Source organism: Mycoplasma sp. 1232, assembly GCF_034863345.1.
GTDB lineage: Bacteria > Bacillota_I > Bacilli_A > Mycoplasmatales > Metamycoplasmataceae > Mycoplasmopsis.
In genome coordinates this window covers 61,581-81,724 of the sequence record NZ_JAYFFB010000002.1, presented here as the reverse complement: position 1 = coordinate 81,724, position 20,144 = coordinate 61,581, and the positions used below count along the sequence as shown (strand labels likewise).

Annotated in this window: 17 protein-coding genes; 4 read left to right on the top strand and 13 right to left on the bottom strand. The window is 28.9% G+C overall.

Annotated features, from left to right (window positions below; translation table 4 throughout):
* From VBM88_RS00885 to VBM88_RS00870, 4 genes are read left to right on the top strand one after another with little or no spacing between them, the layout of a single operon-like run.
* On the top strand, nt 1-4,137 hold the full coding sequence (locus VBM88_RS00885; RefSeq protein WP_323680216.1) for an AAA domain-containing protein: 4,137 nt from the start codon (nt 1-3) through the stop codon (nt 4,135-4,137).
* 18 nt (nt 4,138-4,155) lie between these two features.
* Entirely contained in the window at nt 4,156-4,542 is a 387-nt protein-coding gene (locus tag VBM88_RS00880) for a transcriptional regulator (RefSeq protein ID WP_257088616.1), read from the top strand.
* A 1-nt stretch (nt 4,543) separates the two neighbouring features.
* Complete coding sequence (locus VBM88_RS00875) at nt 4,544-6,304, top strand: ABC transporter ATP-binding protein (RefSeq protein ID WP_323176386.1); 1,761 nt, start codon at nt 4,544-4,546, stop codon at nt 6,302-6,304.
* Entirely contained in the window at nt 6,282-8,213 is a 1,932-nt protein-coding gene (locus VBM88_RS00870) for an ABC transporter ATP-binding protein (protein ID WP_323176387.1), read from the top strand. Before VBM88_RS00875 ends, VBM88_RS00870 begins: the two co-directional genes overlap by 23 nt.
* A gap of 166 nt (nt 8,214-8,379) precedes the next feature.
* On the opposite strand, the gene VBM88_RS00865 is transcribed toward VBM88_RS00870, so the two are convergent.
* From VBM88_RS00865 to VBM88_RS00805, 13 genes are all read right to left on the bottom strand, one after another.
* Complete coding sequence (locus tag VBM88_RS00865) at nt 8,380-8,823, bottom strand: NUDIX domain-containing protein (RefSeq protein WP_323176388.1); 444 nt, start codon at nt 8,821-8,823, stop codon at nt 8,380-8,382.
* Nucleotides 8,823-9,971 carry a methionine adenosyltransferase gene (gene metK / locus VBM88_RS00860; RefSeq protein ID WP_323176389.1) on the bottom strand — a complete coding sequence of 383 codons (1,149 nt, stop codon included), beginning with the start codon at nt 9,969-9,971 and terminating at the stop codon, nt 8,823-8,825. The genes VBM88_RS00865 and metK overlap by 1 nt, the downstream gene beginning before the upstream one ends.
* A 246-nt stretch (nt 9,972-10,217) precedes the next feature.
* Nucleotides 10,218-12,002 carry a hypothetical protein gene (locus tag VBM88_RS00855; protein ID WP_323176390.1) on the bottom strand — a complete coding sequence of 595 codons (1,785 nt, stop codon included), beginning with the start codon at nt 12,000-12,002 and terminating at the stop codon, nt 10,218-10,220.
* A gap of 47 nt (nt 12,003-12,049) precedes the next feature.
* Nucleotides 12,050-12,388: a 30S ribosome-binding factor RbfA gene (gene rbfA / locus VBM88_RS00850; protein WP_257089750.1), complete on the bottom strand. Its 339-nt coding sequence runs from the start codon at nt 12,386-12,388 to the stop codon at nt 12,050-12,052.
* Nucleotides 12,389-12,581: 193 nt separating this feature from the next.
* On the bottom strand, nt 12,582-13,121 hold the full coding sequence (locus tag VBM88_RS00845) for a hypothetical protein (RefSeq protein ID WP_323176391.1): 540 nt from the start codon (nt 13,119-13,121) through the stop codon (nt 12,582-12,584).
* Between the two features lie 189 nt (nt 13,122-13,310).
* Nucleotides 13,311-14,498 (bottom strand): phosphoglycerate kinase, encoded by a 1,188-nt coding sequence (locus tag VBM88_RS00840; protein ID WP_323176392.1) that lies wholly within the window; start codon nt 14,496-14,498, stop codon nt 13,311-13,313.
* A gap of 98 nt (nt 14,499-14,596) precedes the next feature.
* On the bottom strand, nt 14,597-15,706 hold the full coding sequence (locus VBM88_RS00835) for a DUF3137 domain-containing protein (RefSeq protein WP_323680215.1): 1,110 nt from the start codon (nt 15,704-15,706) through the stop codon (nt 14,597-14,599).
* 5 nt (nt 15,707-15,711) lie between these two features.
* Nucleotides 15,712-16,374: a LemA family protein gene (locus VBM88_RS00830; RefSeq protein WP_257089742.1), complete on the bottom strand. Its 663-nt coding sequence runs from the start codon at nt 16,372-16,374 to the stop codon at nt 15,712-15,714.
* A gap of 110 nt (nt 16,375-16,484) precedes the next feature.
* Entirely contained in the window at nt 16,485-17,570 is a 1,086-nt protein-coding gene (locus VBM88_RS00825; RefSeq protein ID WP_323680214.1) for a DUF3137 domain-containing protein, read from the bottom strand.
* A 1-nt stretch (nt 17,571) separates the two neighbouring features.
* A complete protein-coding gene (locus VBM88_RS00820; RefSeq protein WP_323176396.1) occupies nt 17,572-18,234 on the bottom strand; it encodes a LemA family protein in 663 nt (220 codons plus the stop codon).
* A 231-nt stretch (nt 18,235-18,465) separates the two neighbouring features.
* Nucleotides 18,466-19,149: a hypothetical protein gene (locus VBM88_RS00815; RefSeq protein ID WP_323176397.1), complete on the bottom strand. Its 684-nt coding sequence runs from the start codon at nt 19,147-19,149 to the stop codon at nt 18,466-18,468.
* A gap of 199 nt (nt 19,150-19,348) precedes the next feature.
* A complete protein-coding gene (locus VBM88_RS00810; protein ID WP_257089736.1) occupies nt 19,349-19,594 on the bottom strand; it encodes a DUF2188 domain-containing protein in 246 nt (81 codons plus the stop codon).
* A 2-nt stretch (nt 19,595-19,596) separates the two neighbouring features.
* Entirely contained in the window at nt 19,597-20,037 is a 441-nt protein-coding gene (locus VBM88_RS00805) for an RpiB/LacA/LacB family sugar-phosphate isomerase (RefSeq protein WP_257089734.1), read from the bottom strand.
* Between the last annotated feature and the right edge of the window lie 107 nt (nt 20,038-20,144).

Here is a 20,144-nt window from a genome sequence, read left to right as displayed (position 1 = left end):
ATGAGTAAAGAACAAAACAAATATAAGATTATTCTAGATAACTTATTAGATATTTCTCAGACTGACTCTTCTATATTTACTAAAATACAAAATAAATATTTTTATGACTTGTATTCGCTTATAGGAGATAAAAACTGAGATACGTTTTATAACAATGAAACATTTCAAATAAGTGCGCTAGACAATAATGTAATTACTTTGATTGAAAAGATTTCTAATATATCAGGACCTGATAATTTGGTCTTATATTTAGAAAGCAAACTTGATGTATTGCATCATTTGAAAATTAAAGTTAATTTAGAAAACGTACAACAAGATTGAGAATACTACAAGAAAAAGATTTTAAATGACTTACAGTTAATGCTACAAAAGTCAATCACACAATGAAAATTGTTAGATGACAAAGTAACTAACATTCTTGATGAAACAAATATTTGACCTTTATATATAGGTTTTCTATTTATTTCACTTAAGAAAGATGACAAATTCATTTATGCTCCTTTATTCTTAAAACAAGCATCAATTGATTTTGTAAACGGTAAACCAATTATTAAATCAGATGGAGATATTAAAGTTAATGAAAAACTTGTATTCTTCTTAAACAATAATGATTTCAAGATTTCTATTGACGCAGAATTTAAAGACTACAAGATTTCTACTTTAATTAATAAGTTACAAGAAGATTGAAACGATTTATTTGATTTACCAGTTTCACTTAAAAATCCTTTTGAGAAAATCTCAAATCCTGAGGAAGAAATTACTAATGAAAACATTAAATTCCATCCAGGTGCTGTTTTAGGAATTTACCAACCTTGAGGTGGGTATGCTAGAAACAGAATGAAAGAGATTGCTCAAAAAGATGAAATTGATAACATCATCAAAGTTGAGTTTAATAAAAACATTTATAAAGCTACAGTTGAGCATAATACATATAGAGATAACATAGGATTAATCAAGATAACAGATTCAAACTTATCTCAAGATAAGGCTATTGTAAGTTCGATGCTTCAAAACACTGTTATTTGAGGTCCACCTGGTACAGGTAAATCTCAAACAATAGTTAATATATTAGCTAACATCTTAGTAAGAAAGAAAACAGCAATTGTTGCGTCACAAAAGAGAGCAGCGCTTGAAGTTATTAAAAATAGATTAGATGATTTATCTGCATTCTGTTTATTTATATTAAATACAAAGAATACAAACAGAAAATCATTCTATGAACCTATTAAAAAATACTTAGATATGCTTGAGAACTTTAGTGGAACAAATGGATTCCATCCTTTGAATGTTATTTCAGAAAGCGAAATTAACTTTATAGATGCTGCTTCTGAATATCTAAATGATTCACTTGCAAAAGATGTTTTATTAACTTACTACTACTTTGCATCACAAAAGCAAGATTTCGATCATTTAACAGACATCGAGTTTCTATTATCGCTTCCAAAAGATGTTAAATATCCAATTGAACCAACAAACCGTCAAACAGCTAAAGAATTACTTAAATTAAGTAAATATAAATATTTACCTTTTGTAAAAGAATATAGAAGACTAAAAGAATTAGGTAACTTAATTGACGAAAAATTACCTACATTCAATGGTTCATTAAGTGATTTAATGAAATTTGTAAACACAATTGGATTTGAGCACATTAATTCAGAACACAGTCCATTTAAAAAACTTAATAATTTAATTACGGCTTACAAAAACATTCAACCTAGACCACAAAGAATGAGTATAGAAGAAGTCAGAGACTTTGTGGCTCACTTAATAGTGGCTAGAATTAATAAATTTGACGAAAAACTTAAAAAAGAATATAGAGAATTTGCTCAATCAGTAAGAATTCAAAACTTAGAACCTTATAGATTTGTTAAAAAATTCACTGGAATGATTAAACAATTATTCCCAATTGTAGTTGCTACACCTAACACAGATTTATCAGGTTGATCTAAAGAAGAATTTGATTATGCAATCCTTGATGAATCAAGTCAGATTTTCATTGAAAATGCCATTCCAATTCTTTATTTAGCAAAAATCAAAATCTTTGCTGGTGACACAGAGCAAATGAAACCGACTTCTTGATTTGTGCAACGTATTACAGATGATTCGATTTTCGGTAAAGTTGAATCAGTTCTAGATTATGCACTTTCATTAGGAGTTCATAATGTTATGCTTGATAAGAATTACCGTTCAAATCACGCTGAACTTATGGGGTTCTCATCAAAAACTTTCTACCAAAGTAAACTTAACGTTTTAGATGCTGCTAACGCTTGAAATAATGAACCGATTGAAGTTTACCAAGTAGATGGTTCTTGAGACCAAAACAAAAACATCGTTGAAGCTAAATTAGCTATAGACAAAGTAATAGAAAATATAGATAAATATAAGAAAATAATTCTTTTATCATTTAACGTTAAACAAAGTAATTACATAACAGAATTGATTTACAATCAATATCCATTACTTGAAAAAGCAATTCACAGCAAGAAACTTTTAATCAGAAACATTGAAAACATCCAAGGAGACGAAGCTGACTTAGTTATTGCAACAATTGCTTACGATAAGAACACAAAATTATCGTCTACATACGTTTCACGTCCAGGTGGTAAAAATGCTCTTAATGTAGCGATTTCACGTGCTAAAGAAAAAATGATTATCATTAAGACAATCAAATCTGAAGATATCATTTTAACACCTGAAATATCTGACGATATTAGAGTGTTCAAATCTTGACTTCAATTCTTAGAAAAAGAATCAGAACAAAGAAGAATTGAAATCAAAGAATCATTTGATCAAAACCATTATTCAATTTCAAATACTAAACTCAAGGACGACTGATTTAAAAACTTAGTATTTAACAGAATTAAAAGTGCAATTGCATATGATCCAAACTTTGAAGTGTTCAAAGATTACATAGTTGGTTCATTAGATATAGACATTGTAGTTACATACAACAAAATACCATTCAAATGTATTTCATTTGACACAATGTACTATGCAAATTCAAAAGAAAACTTCGTGTCTTTATATGATGCAGTTAAATTCTTAAAATCTAAATCATATGATGTGGAAGTTGTTACACCTATTAACTGAATTTGAATTCAAAATCAAATCGATAGTTGATTTACGCCTGCAAAAACAAAAGAGTTTAAATCAACTTCAAAAGGTCAAGTAACAAATACTTACACAATTAACAAAACTGCAGAACACGAAGTTGCTAGAGAACCACAAGTACAAAATCAAATTTTAACTGCACAAATCACAATTGAACCAATTGCTGAAGAAGTAGATGAAGTTGATTTAAATATTAATGATGAACAAATAATCGAAGCCGAAGAACAACCTGCAGAGCAAGTTGTAATTCTCTCAGATGAAAAAGTTGAACCTATAACAGAGACTGTTGTAGAGAAAAAAATCTTTAACTTTGATTCATCTGATGAGGATGAAGAAGAAGAAGAAGAATTTATGGAGAGTAAAACTTCAGAAAGTATTCAAGAACAAAATAAACCTGAAGAAGTCGAAGACACACTTGAAGAAGAAATTGATTCAGAAGATCAATTAGTTGAGAAATCAAACTCAGAAAATGATAATAAAATAAAAACTCAAAATGATTCAGATGTTTATGAAGAAATCTGAACATTTGAAAACAATGAAGTTTCAAATGATAATATTGAAACTGAACAAATAATAGAAGATATACAAAATAAAGAAGTTAATGAAGAACCCGTTGCTGTAGACGAAATAGTAATTAAAGAAGAACAAACAACAGAAGAACCATTCATTAACCAAAGTGAAATTGATTCATCATTTGATGATATTTTCCAAATCAAACCAGAAAATATAGAAGAACAAATAACACAAGAATTTGTTGCAGACAGTACTAAAGAACAACAAACTTCTACAGATTCACAAGAATCACAAGTAGATGACCTAGATTACAGCGATGAAGATGATGATAATTTTGTATTAAATTTTGAATCATTCAACCCAAGAGCTGTTACAAAAGAAGAACAAATAACACTTGATAAAGTTGAACAAGCAGAAGAAGTGTTAAATAAGAAAAAATCTCATATAATTCATCCGACGATGCAAGATAAAACAGAAGAATGAATTTATGATGGACAATACGATGACTTTTAATAGATAGGAGAACTTATCATGACAATCGAAAAATTTTTAACATTTATGTCTAAGGACGTTAAAAGAAATTTAATTATTCACTTATTTACTTGTCACGAAAAAGAATGTGACGTTTTAGATTTAGTTGACCTTTTAAAGGAAAAACAAGCTAACGTTTCAAAACACTTAGGTGATTTAAGAAGAGACAAAGTGGTAGCTAGAACAAAACAAGGTAAAAAATCAAAATACTATGTAACAAATGAATTTAAAAAACAATATGGTTACTTAGTTGAAGAAATTATGGAACACTCAGATCCTGCTTTACTTGACAAAATGGCTTGCAAATGTTTTGGAGATGGACACGTAATGGAAGTTGGAGAACACAATCACAACTTAAAATACGTTTCAAGCGTAAACAAAAAATAATATGCAAAAACCAATTCCAAAAATTACTTTCTGAAAATTGACAAAAGGCATTCGAATATATTGTCTTTTGTCTATTTTTACAATTTTAGTAGAAGTTTTAATGCAGGTATTTTTACCTGATGTTTCAAAAGATGTAATTAATGCATTACAAAACAATACTGCTGATATTAATTATGTACTACAAAAAGGAGCTATTCTAATAGCTCTTGCTCTTATTGCGCTTCTAACAGGTATATTAGGTGCATATTTTTCAAATATTGCATCCACTAGATATGCTCAAAACATCAGAAACGCAATAATTAAACAAGTTAATGAATTTTCATTTGAAGATATTGACCATTTTACAAATGGTTCAATCATAAATAGACTGAATATAGATGTGAATAATGTTCAAATGTCATTTAGGTTCATAATCGGAACTTTTATTAGGTTACCTATTATCTTCTTGTTGTCACTTACAATGTCATTTAAACTATCATTGACTTTGTCATCTATATTCTTAGTAACATTACCAATATTATGTAGTTTCTTTGTTTTAATCTGATTTATTAGTTTCCCTAAATTCAAACTAATGTATAAACAATATGATTTATACAATCAAAAAATTCAAGAAAACTTAAACAGCATTAGAACAATCAAATCATATGTGACTGAAAACTCAGAATACAACAAAGTTGCATCTTTAGCTAATACACTTAAAGACACTAATATTAAAGTTAATAAGTACTTAACTTTTAACAGCTTATTAATTAATGGAATAATTTATAGCTCATTTATTACACTTGCAATAATTGGAACACAATTGTATTTAGGGCAAAAAATTCAAATTGGAACAATTATGGCATTTGGTTCATACATCTGAATGGTTTCAGGTTCTTTAATGGGAATTATGAACGTTTTAAGTCAAATTTTAATGTCAATTCCTGCTTCAAAAAGAATTAAAGAAATTTTAAATTATGTTCCTACTATATTAGATGCAAAAGACGCAATCAAACACAATGTAATTGCTGACATTGAATTTAAGAATGTTTCATTTGCATATGCAAATTCAAGTCATCAAGCACTTAAAAATATTAATCTTAGAATTCCAGCTAATAGTTCATTTGGAATTATTGGACAAACTGGTTCAGGAAAAACTACACTTATTAACTTAATTCCTAGATTTTATTCAGTTAAAGATGGAGCTATTTTAATTGATGGGATTAACATTAATAAGATTCAAAAAGATAATCTAAGACAACAAATTTCTGTTGTATTTCAAGATTCAACTTTATTTAAAGGAACTATTAGAGAAAATATGCTTTTTGCTAATCCTGATGCAACTGATGAGCAAATTTATCAAGCATTATCAGAAGCAAACATTTATGACTATGTCTATGGATTAGAAGATAAATTAGATCACGTAGTAGAACAAAGAGGAAGAAACTTTTCTGGTGGTCAAAAACAAAGATTAGCAATTGCTCAATCATTACTTAAACAACCTAAAATCTTAATTTTAGATGACTCAACATCAGCGCTTGATTCTAAAACTGAAAATCACGTGAAAAATGCTGTGTCAAAACTAAAAAATTGCACCAAAATTATCATTGCACAAAAGATTAGTTCAATCAAAGATTGTGACAATATTATCTTGTTACAAGATGGGAAAATCCAAATTCAAGGTAATCACGAGTATTTACTTAAACATAGTAAATACTATAATGAACTATACCAATCACAACAAAATGCAGGAGGTTTAGATGAGGTCGATGCAATCATTTAAATCACCTAATCACAATCTTAATTTAAAACTAACTAAAGAAGAAAAGTTAGATTCATTTAAGAAATTAGTTTCTTTATTATGAAAACATAATAAAGGATGATTGCTTTTAGCTTTTACTTTAGTTATATTTAGTGCAATGGGTAATATATATAACCAACTATTTTTAGGATATGTAATAGTTGACAAATTATTGTTAGGAACAAATCCATTTAATGAAGATAAGTTTTACATAATTATTTGTGTATCTGCACTTATTTTCTTAACAAGTATTATTTGTGATTTTATAGCTAATAGAATAATGATATCTATTACCTATAAAACAATGACCAATCTACGTTTGGGCTTGTATGAACATATACAAACTTTACCTATTAAATACTTTGATTCTAAATCTAAAGGTAATCTAGTATCTAGATTTACTTCAGATATAGATACACTTAGAATGTTTCTATCAAGAACAATAATTACAATTATTCAATCGTTTATAACTTTAACTGTATCACTTACAATCTTATTTGTACTTAACTGATTACTTAGTTTGATAATGGTTGCTTTAACAATACTAATAGCACTTAGTGCATACATTATTAGTAAAAAATCAAGTAAGTACTTTATTAATAAACAAAAAAATAACGGTCAAATAACAGGTTATGCAGAAGAAGTTATTTTAGGACTTAAAACTATTAAAATGTATGGTCAAAGTGCTAATGTAGTTAAGAATTTCTCCGATATTAATAACACACTAACTAAAAACAGTTTTAAATCTGAATTTATTTCTTCAATCATATGACCTTTATCAAAGAACTTAAGCAACATTGCTTATGCTCTTGTTATTATGATTGGAGCAATTGTTGTTATCACAAACCAATCAGGTAACGGAGTTGCTCTGGGATTAACAATCGGTATTGTTGTTTCGTTTTCTCAATCAGCTAAAAGTTTCTCAGGTCCAATTTCAGCAATGACTCAAACAGTAAGCTCATTTATGCTTGCGTTAGCTGGTTCAAAAAGAGTTTTCGATATATTAGCTCAAAAAAGCGAAATTAATCAAGGAACTATCAAATTAGTTAAAGTAATTAATGAAAATGATAAATACACTGAAGTTAATTTAAATGATAAAGATGGTTTCTATGCTTGAAAAACACAAGTAGGAAATCAAATCATTTACCAAAAAGCACAAGGTAAAATTGAATTTAAAAATGTATATTTTAAATACAATGAAAATGATGAAAAATACACATTAAAAGATATTAGTTTTGTAGCTAATCCAGGAGATAAAATTGCATTTGTTGGACCAACTGGTGCCGGAAAAACAACAATAGTGAACTTAATAACTAGATTTTATGAAGTAACTGATGGAGTGATATTGTATGACAATATACCTATTGAGAATATTGATAAATATTCTCTTAGAAAATCTATTGGTTATGTGCTTCAGGAAACAAGATTATTTACAGATACAATTCAAAATAATATAACATATGGTTCTGATTTATATGACGAACAAATGCTATCTAATGTTTCAAGAACAACTAATTTATTTGAACATATAGAAAAATTAGATGATAAATACTCAACTATGTTAACTAATTCAAGTTCTAATTTATCTCAAGGACAAAAACAACTTATTTCTATAGCAAGAGCTAGCTATAAAAATCCAATAGTTTTAATATTAGATGAAGCGACATCTAATATTGATACACATACAGAATTCCAAATAGAAAAAGCAACCGATAAGTTGCTTCAAAACAAAACATCATTTATCATAGCTCACAGATTAAGTACAGTTAAAAATGCTACAAAAATAATTGTTATAGATGATGGACAAATCATTGAACAAGGTTCTCACGATGAACTTATAAAAAATAAAAATCTATATGCTCAACTATGAGAATATGCTTCAAACAAATAGCAGGAAAAATCAATTTCTTGCTATTTTTATATATAAAAATAGAAAGCTTCACAAATCACAATAACAAACATTTCGTTCACAATTAATCAGTGCTATGCAAATAGTGCTGATTTTTTATATCTTTTTTAAGTTAATTAATTAACTAAAGATATAAAAAATAACAAGACTATTTAATCTTGCTATTTGTAATATTTAAATACTGTTTATAAGCATGTTTTAAGAATGCTTTTGACTTGTTATATGTAAGAATATTCAAAGCTCTTTTCATAGGGTAAAAATGCACTTTTTTGACCTCTGAGAGCAGTTTCTTAGGACAAGAAGTGGTTTTAGTATCTGCTACGAAGTAAGTTACTTCTTTTCAGTTACCTGTTCGATTAACAAAATATGTGTCAACATAAAATTTGTCTGCATAAATTGTTATATCTTTAATTGATGTTTCTTCAAAAACTTCACGATGCGCTGTGTCAAGTTTTGTTTCGTTATTTTCCATATGTCCTTTAGGAAAATTTCAAACATCATTAATTTGTTTGATTAATAAAACTTTAATTTGTTTTTTGAATTGTTTGAAAACAATTGCACCACACGAATATTCAGATACTTTTTGATCCATTATTTTTGATTTTCCAATCATTGTGTAGCTAATTGTTTAAGTTTTTCAACTTTGTTAAGTTGTTCTCAAGGTAAGTGTAAATCGTTTCTACCAAAGTGTCCATAGTATGCTGTTTGTAAGAAAATAGGTTTTCTAAGACCAAGAGCATCAATGATACCTTTAGGTGTTAAATCAAATAATTGAGTTACAAAGTCAGCAATTACACTGTCTGGAATGTTTTTAGATGTACCAAATGTTTCAATCATAATTGAAACTGGTTTAGCAACGCCGATTGCATAAGCAATTTGAACTTCACATCTGTCTGCTAAATTAGCTGCAACAATGTTTTTAGCAATTCATCTAGCGGCATATGCTGCTGATCTATCGACTTTAGTTGAATCTTTTCCTGAAAATGCTCCTCCACCGTGTCTTGCTGAACCACCATATGTGTCAACTATTATTTTACGTCCTGTAAGACCTGTGTCACCAATAGGTCCACCGATGACAAATTGACCTGTTGGGTTGATTAAAATGTGTTTAGGTGCATCTAAGTTGTATTCTTTTAATACAGGTAAAATAATTTGTTCTTTAATGTATTTTTTAAACTCTTGTTCGTTGTAGTTTTTAGAATGTTGAATACTTAATAAAACTGTGTCTACAAATACATTGTCTTTGTCTGTGTAATCTAATGTAACTTGTGATTTCATATCAGCTTTAGCTCATTTGAATTCCATATTTTGTCTTAAGTTTTCAGCTCTTTTAACTAAAGCGTGAGCTAATGTAATTCCCAAAGGCATATATTCAGGTGTTTCGTTAATTGCATAACCGAACATTAAACCTTGGTCACCAGCACCGATTTCGTGTCCTTTTTCGACACCCATAGCGATGTCTTCGCTTTGTTTTTTGATGTCTGTAATGAAACTTGTTTCTGTTGTGTAGTATCCGAGTTCTTTCAAGATGTTTTTAGCTATTTCTATAACATCAATATCAGCAGATGATTTAACTTCTCCTGCTATGAAAATATTATGCCCACTTGCCATCGTTTCAATAGCAACTTTTGACGTTGGATCTAAAGCAAGGTAAGCATCTAAGATTGCATCAGAAATTTGGTCACATAATTTATCTGGGTGACCTCTTCCAACTGATTCACTTGTAAAAAGTTTTCTCATTTTATCTCCTAATTTAATCAAATGTTCACTAATTATTCAGTCATTTATTTTGGGCTAATAAATTCATTGAAAAGTTAGCAAGATAATTTTACTATAAATCCATTAAATAACCTCGCGTTTGCTTCTATTTTTCAGGACAATGAGTAAGAAAAATAAGGAAAATGAAGTGAAAATTTTGTTTTGAAAATAAGATGAAAATTACAAAATAAAACCCACTAAAATAGTGAGTTTTAAGTTAATCATTTATTATTCAGGTAATACTAATGTTTGTGTGTATTCTTTATTATTTTCACTTGAAACTTGGTATGTAATTGTAACTGATTTGTTTGCTTCATCTAATGTTCCATTAAGGTATTTACTATTTTTTAAAACAATGTTTGATACGCTTAAACCTTCTTTAAGTGCGAATAATTTATTGTTATCTTGGTTACCACCAGATGTTATACCGAAGAATGCACCTTTACTGTATGATTGTAATAAACCGTTTGTTTTAATTTTACCTTGTTTAGCATCATATGTAGTTTTAGCATTAGCATATGTAGCTGTTGATAACACAACGAATGCATCTTTGTATTCTGATTCAGCTTCTGCAACAACAGGTTGTTCTGATGATGTAGAATCAGTATTAGCTGTTGATTCATTCTCTGCTGCTGGAGCTGGTGTTGCTTCTTTAGCTTTCAATCCATTAAGAACTTGTGAGAATTTTCCGTTCATTGACTCTGTTAATTCTGTAGCTTTTGGCTCAGCTGATTTTACGAAGTAGAATACTTTTTGACCTTCTGCAACTGAAGGAATAACTGTTTCAAATTCAAAACTAATTTTTGCACTTGTTTCAGACGCATCGCCTGGAATAGTTTCGATTTTTGCAACTTTGAATTTAGATGCTTCTTTGAAGTTTTCATCTAATACATACCCATATTCTTCACCACCAGCTTTTGGAAGGATTGTCATTGGTGTGAATTTTAATGCAGTTGTAACATTTTCAACTGTTAAGTCGCTAAATGAAACTTCACTCATACTTTGTTTATTTAATGCTTCTAATAATTTTGCTTCGTCAATTGTGAATGCTTTTTGAACATTGTATGTATTAACAATACCAGCAGCACTCATTGTTAAAACAGGTAATTGTGTAACTTCAACTTCATCTTCTAATGATGTAGCTTCTGTGCTTCCTGATTTGTACATAAAGATATCATTGTGTGATCTATCATCTAAGTATAAGTATGGAATAACTTTAGTTTTTCCTTCTTTAAGGTTTGTGCTTGCATCTACTACTGTAAATGCTCCTTTAACTAAATCATCACCTGTAACTGATACTTTGATTACATTTTCTAATGTTTTGTTTGTATATGAACCAGCTAAATATTTAGCACCAGCTGAAACACCTTTAGCAGTTTGAGGTTGAATTGCAAGGTTGTTTTCTTGATCTTTATCAACTGATGTTGAAATTGTTGATAAAACTGCTCTGAATTTTTCATATGCTTGGTCTTTTGAGATATAACCTGCAACTTCAAAGTCTTCTGATGTAGGATCTGTTTGACCTTCTTTTGTTGTTTTAACAGTAACTTTAGCTTTTCCAGCAAATAATAATTCTTTAGCAGCTCTACCTTCATCTGTATCTGCTTTTGATAATTCATATAAGTCAACTACTGATTTTTCAACAAGTGTAACACCTTCTGGAATATCAATTGTAAAGTCATTAATATCAGCTACGTAAGCTGTTTTCTTTCCTGTAACATCTGCATTAAGTGTTACTGATACTTTTTTCTCTTCTACTGGTGGTGTCACTGGGTCTGGATTAGGAGTTTCATTTCCTCCGTTTCCATCTCCAGGGTTACCTGTGTTTGGATTTTGATTACCATCTTTAGGGTTAGTTGAAGTTCCTGTTCCTGGGTTTGCAGGTTGTTTTAAATCTTTATTATTGTCGCCTTTATTGAATTTTCCTAAAGCTGCCATAGGAATTGTAACAATAGCTGTTCCTAATGCTGCAGCTCCTAAAATGGTGAATGCAACTTTTCAAGATCTTTTCATAATTTCTCCTTTTCAATTTCAATTTTGAAAATTGAAAAATAATTTAACTAATTTTCATTTTTAATTTGTCTAATGATTTCATCAATTTTGTATCCATTCTTAGAAACTGTATCTAAGTGGAAATGAACTGAAGGCACTTTACGTCAATCGAGTGATTTGGATAACACTTTTTTAACATAACCTGCTGCATTGTTTAATGCTTCGATACCTTTTTCTTCGTTTTTGAATAATGATACAAACACTTTCACATGTGATAAGTCAGGTGATAGTTGAATATCCATCACTACTGGGTCTATTACATTTGAATTTGTAATATCATTAGTCACTATGTCAGCAATCAATTGATGTAATCTTGCTTCTTTTCTTTTTAAACTAATTTCGTTCATAGTTAAATTATACTTTCTTTCTTATTGAATATATATAAATATAACTATAACTATTTTATACACCTTTTACCCTAAAATGTAAGAATTTTCTTAAATTTTTGACAAAATGTGTAAAAAATAACATCTTTTTCACAAGATGCTAATATATTTTGGTAATTTTGATTAATTTAATTTTGAAATTTTCGTAATTTTTCTAGCTTAAAGTAAATGATTGTTCATATACTTTGTCGCCATTATCTTTGATTTTGTATTTAATTGTAAGTATTTTTGTTTCTGGATTTCAAGTTCCATCAAAATACTTGTTATCCTTAGTATCTCTAGTTGAAAGGAATTGGTCAATTGTAATTCCTTCTTTAGGAAGAAGAATTTTATTATCATCGCCTTGACCACCAGATTTAATTCCTATACCATTGAAACCTTTGTAAAGTTGTAAAAGACCATATCTGCTAATTTGATTAGCTTTTTCTTGAACCTTAGCATTTACATATGCAAATGTGCCAGCTGGTTGCAATACGAATGCATTTTCGTATTGGTCAACTCGAGCTGCTATAGTTCTTGGATTATCGGTTCCACCATTTACTGGATTAACAGGAACTGGTTGTGGTTCTGGATTGGTTGGTGTTTTAGGTTCTTCAGATTTTTGTTCTTTTGCAGAACATTGACCAGCAATAAGCGGCATTGATGCTACTGATAAAACACCTGTAGCAAAAAGTAAGAATTTGATTTTTTTCATTTATCCTCTTTTATTCTTTTGTCTAAAAAAAGAATGTTTGTTAATTTATTAAATATATTTAATTTGAAAAAATTGAATATATTTTACTTATACACCTTTATCAAATGAAAGTAAAGTAAATTTCTTAATTTTTCACAAAATGTGTAAAAAATAGCACTTTTTGTGCTATTTGTGAAAATATTCGGTTAATTATTCAGCGTCTTGAATTGAATCAACACCTGGTAAGTTTTGACCTTGTAATAATTCTAAGCTTGCTCCACCACCTGTTGAAACATGTGAGAATTTATCTTCCATTCCTAATTTTTCAACAGCAGCAACTGAATCTCCACCACCAACAACTGTGTAAGCGTTTGATAATTTAGCAACTGCTTCACATACTGCTAATGTACCATTTTTGTAGTGTTCAAATTCAGCAACTCCCATAGGTCCGTTTCATACAACTGTTTTAGCCCCTTCAAGAGCTTCTTTAACGTTTTGGATTGATTTTGGTCCAAAGTCAAGCCCCATAAATCCATCTGAAATTGAACCTTCTTGAATTGTAGGTTCAACGTCTGCAAACATTTCAGCTGTAGCGTGGTCAACTGGTAAGATGACTTTGTCTGAGTATTTTGCTAAGAAATCTTTAGCTAATTGAATGTAATCATTTTCAACTAATGAAGTTCCAACTTTTTGTCCTTGAGCAACCATAAATGTGTAAGCCATAGCTCCACCGATGATCAATTTGTCAGCAATTTCTGCTAATTTTTCTAACACTAAGATTTTGTCTGAAACTTTAGCTCCACCAACGATAGCTACATAAGGGTGTTCTGGGTTTTGTAAAACTTTAGATAATGATGAAACTTCTTTTTCCATTAAGAATCCTAAAGCTGATTCAGCAATGTTTGAAGCAATACCAACATTAGATGCATGTGCTCTGTGAGCTGTACCGAAGGCATCGTTTACAAATACATCACCTAATGAAGCTCAGTAAGCTCCTAAGTATGGATCGTTTTTAGATTCAGCTTTGTTATTTAAGTCTTCAAAACGTGTGTTTTCAACTAAAATAACATCACCGCTTTCCATTTGTTTGATTGCAGATTCTAAAATGTTTCCACGTGTTACAGGAACAAATGTAACTGGTTTTTTAAGTAATCTAGCTAATTCAACTGCAACTGGTCTTAATGATTTGTCTTTTAAATCTTCTTCTGTTTTTACTCTTCCTAAGTGTGAAAATAAAACAACTTTTCCACCTTTTCTGATGATGTACTGAATTGTAGGAAGTGCAGCAACAATTCTTTTAGCAGATGTAATAACACCATTTTTTAATGGTACGTTAAAGTCAACTCTAACTAAAACTGTTTTATTTTTCAAACTAAGTTCATTTAAAACTTTTTTCATTGTATCTCCTATGTAAATATAACAAATAAAATAAAGTGTATATATTATAAAGTATTAAATAAAAACACAACAATATTTATTGTTGTGAAATTTAAGGTTTAATAAAGATATACAGGTATATAACTTAAAGCTAAAATAAAGTATAAAGAGTATATATCTTTAATAACATCTTTGTAGATTGTATTGATTAATTTTTCTTTATTACCAATAAATGTAGATGAATTTATAGCCATAAATCCAGGTGAACATTGAAATGAAGCGTAAATTACATCATTATTAGCTCAATAACGCATACCTCTGGCAATAATGCTTGTATTTTTAATACCAAATTGGAAAAGTTTATTCATTTCTTCCATTGCTAATGGAGTAAATAATTGAAACATTTTAGTTGGATTATTAGATTTAACTTTGTAAATCTTGTTAAATTCAATGTTTTCAAGTTCTACTGGTTCTAAATTAGAAAACTTATCTCCAAAGAATGTAAAGTTGGCTTGGTCTTTTTGAGCAAGTGCTCTTGCATCAATTTTTATTAAAGCACTATAGTAATGCTCTTCGTGAACATTACCATCTTTATCTCTGTGGAAATCGACTCAATGTGCTTCTGATATATGTGCGTGATATTTATTATCAATAGTAACTGTTTGAATTTCAGTTACACCTCTTAGTTCTGAATCATTTGGTATTCATTTAGGTCTAGTACTTAAGTATTCATCTTTTATAAACTTATTTGTATTAGGATCAAAATTATGTTTTATAGATGTAGGTGTAAAGTTTGTGCCTTCATATTTTCATCTATCAATTAGAGCTTCAATTGCAACTCCATAAATATTTGATTTATGAAGCTGACTTATAATTTCTTTTTTAATTTTTCTATTAATATTTCATGCTTTAATTCAAAAAGCAATAGCAACAAGTATAGATATTACAAATACAAGTGCAAAAATAATTGCAAAGGTAGTAAATACCGAAAGTGTTCTAAAACCACCATATTCTTTTGTGGTTTCTAATCCAAGAAAAAAACCAGAAAACAAGAAAGCACCTATTGATGCTAAAAACACCCTAAGTGCATATCTATTGGTTCTTTTATAATCTGCATAGATTGGTAATTGAGTAATTTCATTTACACGATTTTTAATGATTGGTAATATAGTTTGATTTGCTTTTTCATAGAATTTATCTATGCTAATAAAATCTTCGGCTCTTTTCATATTTTTTATAATCCTAGAGCAACCATATCAACATCTTTTCTAGCTTGAGAAGATGCTTGGAATAATCTAACTGTTGATAATCCCATATTTGCAGCAACAAGGTTAGATGGAATTTCAAATAACATTCTGTTGAACATATTAGCTTGTGAATTGTAATTTCTTCTAGCAGCTGCAATTTCACGTTCAATGTATGTTGTTTCATCCATTAATTCAGCATATAAAGCACTTGATTTAAGTTCTGGATAATTTTCTGAAATAGCCATTAAACGACCGAACACTGATTGGTTTAATTTGTCTAATTCTTCAGAATTTTCAAGTGTTCTACCTGATGAAACAAGTGAACGCATTTTTGTAACGTTTTCAAAAACTTCAGCTTCGTGAATTTTGAATGATTTAACTTGTTGAACTAATTTAACAAGTGTGTCATTACGTTTCTGTAATTGAACATCAATGCTTGATGCACTGTTGTTAATGTTATTTTGCATTCTGTTTAATTCATTTTTCTTTGCAAAGTATCAAAGTCAACCTAAACCTAAAGGTAAACTCATTAAAATGTACATAAAAATCTTAAGTCCTGTAGATGCTTTAGCAGGAATTTCAGCACTTGATGCTGTAGGTTCAAAACCTTTTTGGTTTTGTTCTTCATTGTGTGAATATAAATTTGCCATATTTAATCTCCTTTTTTTACTTATCTATAATTTTATATAAAAATAAGTTAAATATATTGAGTAAAAAATAATAAAAAACACAACAATTTCTTGTTGTGTAATCGATTTGATTAATATAAGTAAACAGGAATGTAACTTAATGCTAATACAAAGTATAAAGTGTAAATATCAGTAACTACATCTTTGTAAATTTTTGCAACAAATTTGTCTTTTTTACCAACAAAAACCGGAATATCAATATCCATAAATCCGGATGGAGTTACAAATGAACAGTAAACAACATCATTGTTTGCTCAATATTCAAAATCTTTAGCTTTTTTAATGTTTGTGTGTTGTAAACCTTGATTGATTAATTTAACTAATTCTTCCATTGCAAGTGGTGTGAATAATTGGTACATTTTTGTTGAATTATCACTTGCAACTTTGAAAATTTTGTTAAATTCTTTGTTTTCCATTTCTACTGGCTGAAGACCATTTTTCTTATCAAAGTATGTAAAGTTCGCTCTATCTCTTTCTTTAAGTGCTCTAGCATCAATTTTAAGTAAAGTAGAATATCAAGTTTGTTTTGTTTCATGTCCTTTTTTGTCTCTTGTGACTAAAAGTCATTCAGCGACTGAAACGTGTGCGTGATATTTATCATCAATTGTAATTGTTTGAACTGGTGATGCACTTTCTAATCAAGCATTTCGTGGAACAAATGCAGGTTTGAATGATTCATATTCTTTGGTTGTGAATCTTTCTGTTGAAAAATCATAGTTATGTCTGATTGAACTAGGTTCAAAATCATCATTTCTATATTTTCATCTTGTATCAGCTGAATTAACTGCTTTTCCATAAATGTTATCTTCTCTTAATTTGTTTGCAATAAAGCTTCTAAAAATTAAGTTTCTCTTTTTAGCTAATTGCACAAATACAAGTGTTAATATGAAACAAATAAAAGCGGCAAGATCAAAAATACCAAATAAAACAACTTTAGCCATTGCATCTTTTACTGCAATAAAACATATTATCGCTATTAAAGCAGATAAAATCATACTTGCAATTGAACCTAAAGCTCCATATTTCATACTTTTATATTTTTTGTATAAAGGCGATTTGTAAGCATCATCTACTGTGTTTTGGATAATTGGAAGCACAACTTGATCAGTTTTTTCTTTGAACTGTTCTATAGTAACAAAATCTTCAACTCTTTTCATCTTATAAACCTAATTCTTGCATATCAACATCTTTTCTAGCTTTAGAAGATGCTTGGAATAGTCTAACTGTTGATAATCCCATATTTGCAGCAACAATTTTTGTTGGGATTGTAAATAATTCTTTATTGAATGTGTTAGCTTGAGCGTTGTAATTTCTTCTAGCAGCTGCAATTTCACGTTCAATATATGTTGTTTCATCCATTAATTCAGTGTATAAAGAACTTGCTTTAAGTTCTGGATAGCTTTCTGAAATAGCCATTAAACGACCAAATACTGATTGATTTAAGTTTTCAATTTCAGCTGAGTTTTCAATTCCTCTACCACCAGCTGCTAATGAACGCATTTTTGTAACGTTTTCAAAAACTTCAGCTTCGTGAATTTTGTATGACTTAACTTGTTGTACTAATTTAACAAGTGTATCATTACGTTTTTGCAATTGAACATCAATGCTTGATGCACTGTTGTTAATATCGTTTTGCATTCTATTTAAACTATTTTTTCTTTTGAAGTATCAAATTCAACCTAAAAATAGTGGAATAGACATAATAATGTATAAAAATATTTTTGCAGCTGTAGAAGCTTGAGCTGCAATTTCAACACTTGAAGCTGTTGGTTCAAAACCTTTTTGGTTTTGTTCTTCATTATGTGAATATAAATTTGCCATTTTTTCTCCTAATCCTAAAATGTTTGTTAATCTATTAAAATACAAGGCTAATATTCATCAAAATATGTCAATATTTGTTGTATTTCAACTCTATTCTAAAAAAAAAAAAAAAAACAGAAGTAAAAAGTCAAAATTCCTGAAATTATGTGAAAAATGATTAAAAAATAGACAGAAACTAAAAAAACTGTCTACTTTTCTTATTCTAGTTTAAACCAATTATTCGTTTATATATTAAAAATTATTATCTTTAAATTCATTACCTTTGGTTACATTTTTTACAATCTCTTCAAAAAGCGCTGTTGTATGAGGTGGGTTATTAAATATTGATAAATTTTGTTTTCACTCAGGAACGTATGGTATATCTCATTTTTTACATTGTTTTTGAACAATTTCATCTCATTCTTTTAATTCCATCATCATTAACATCCCGTGATTAGGGTAAGTTTCATTATTTAAAACTATTAGATAGTGTAATAAAGCGTGTTGCTCATATGAAACTACAATACTTAAACCATTTCTGTAAGCTTCCTTATCAGTTTTCAATTCTGCTCCACTAATATGGATTTCGTCGATGTGATGTCTATGAAAAAATCATTGTTCATTTTCTTGATAGTTACTTAATTTGTATAGCTTTATGTTTTGATGTCTAAAAGGTAAAATTTTCGTATTGTACTCTTTAATAATTCTGTCGCATAAATCAAAGTACATTTTCTTATATTTTGATGCTTGTCGCGACTTTTTAGTTCTGCTCATTTCAATATTTGATTTTTGTTTAAGCAGATTATCTTTAACTTTTAAAATTATTTTTTTCTTTAAAGCTTTCTTTCTATAAATTCTTCTTCAAACAATAAGAGAAATAAAAATGATATAAAAAATAATTCCGACTGCTATTAAAACTCAAAAAATTGGATCCATAGTTAATTCTCCTTAATTTAGTTTTATTCAAGTGTTCAAAACTGCAGTTATATAAAATTAAATATATTTTTACCATTTCATATTCTAAAAAAAAAAAAAAAAACAGAAGTAAAAAGTCAAAAATACTGAAATTATGTGAAAAATGATGAAAAAAATAAACAGATTTCACTCTGTCTATGTAAATTTAAAATAACTTAAATTATTTTTCTTGGTAGTTTGATCCACCTCTGATTTTACCTTTTGTGCTGTGGATTAACATTCTACCTTTGTTGTTTTTTGCTAATTCTTTAGCAAATTCGATTGCTTCTTTTTGTGTTTCAAAAGTTTTAATAGCTTTTACTCCACCTTGTCTGATAACTTTTCATCCATCGTTGTGTTGTGAAACGTGTCAAACAGCGTCTAATTCTTTAACTTCTTTTTCTTGAACTTCATTTACTTTTGCCATAATTATTCGTCAAGCTCATCAATTCTAGATTGATGTCTTCCTCCTTCAAATTGTGTAGTCATATATTCATTTAACATATCTTTAGCTTCTTCAAATGTTACTTGTCTTCCACCGAATACAAGAACATTTGCATTATTGTGCTGTTTTGCTAAGTGTGCATCTTCAACAGATGTAACTCTAGCTGCACGAATGTGTTTGTGTCTGTTAAGTGCATATGAAATACCTAAACCTGTACCACAAACTGCGATACCAAAATCAGGGTGTGCTTCATCTACATAGTTAGCTAATTCCTTACCTTTTGAAGCATATGACACTGAAACTGAATCTGTTTCAGGTCCTAAGTCTACAACATCAAACCCTTGTTCTTTTAAGTATGATGCTAATTCATCTTTTAATTTGTAACCTGCGTGATCACTTGCAAGTGCTACTACTTTTTTGCTCATTAGTCCTCCTTTTAAATTTTGAACATTAATTTATTGATAAATTAATTATACAAAGTTTTAAAAACTTTTGTATTTTCAATTTTGTGAAAACTTTAGTGGAAAAATTG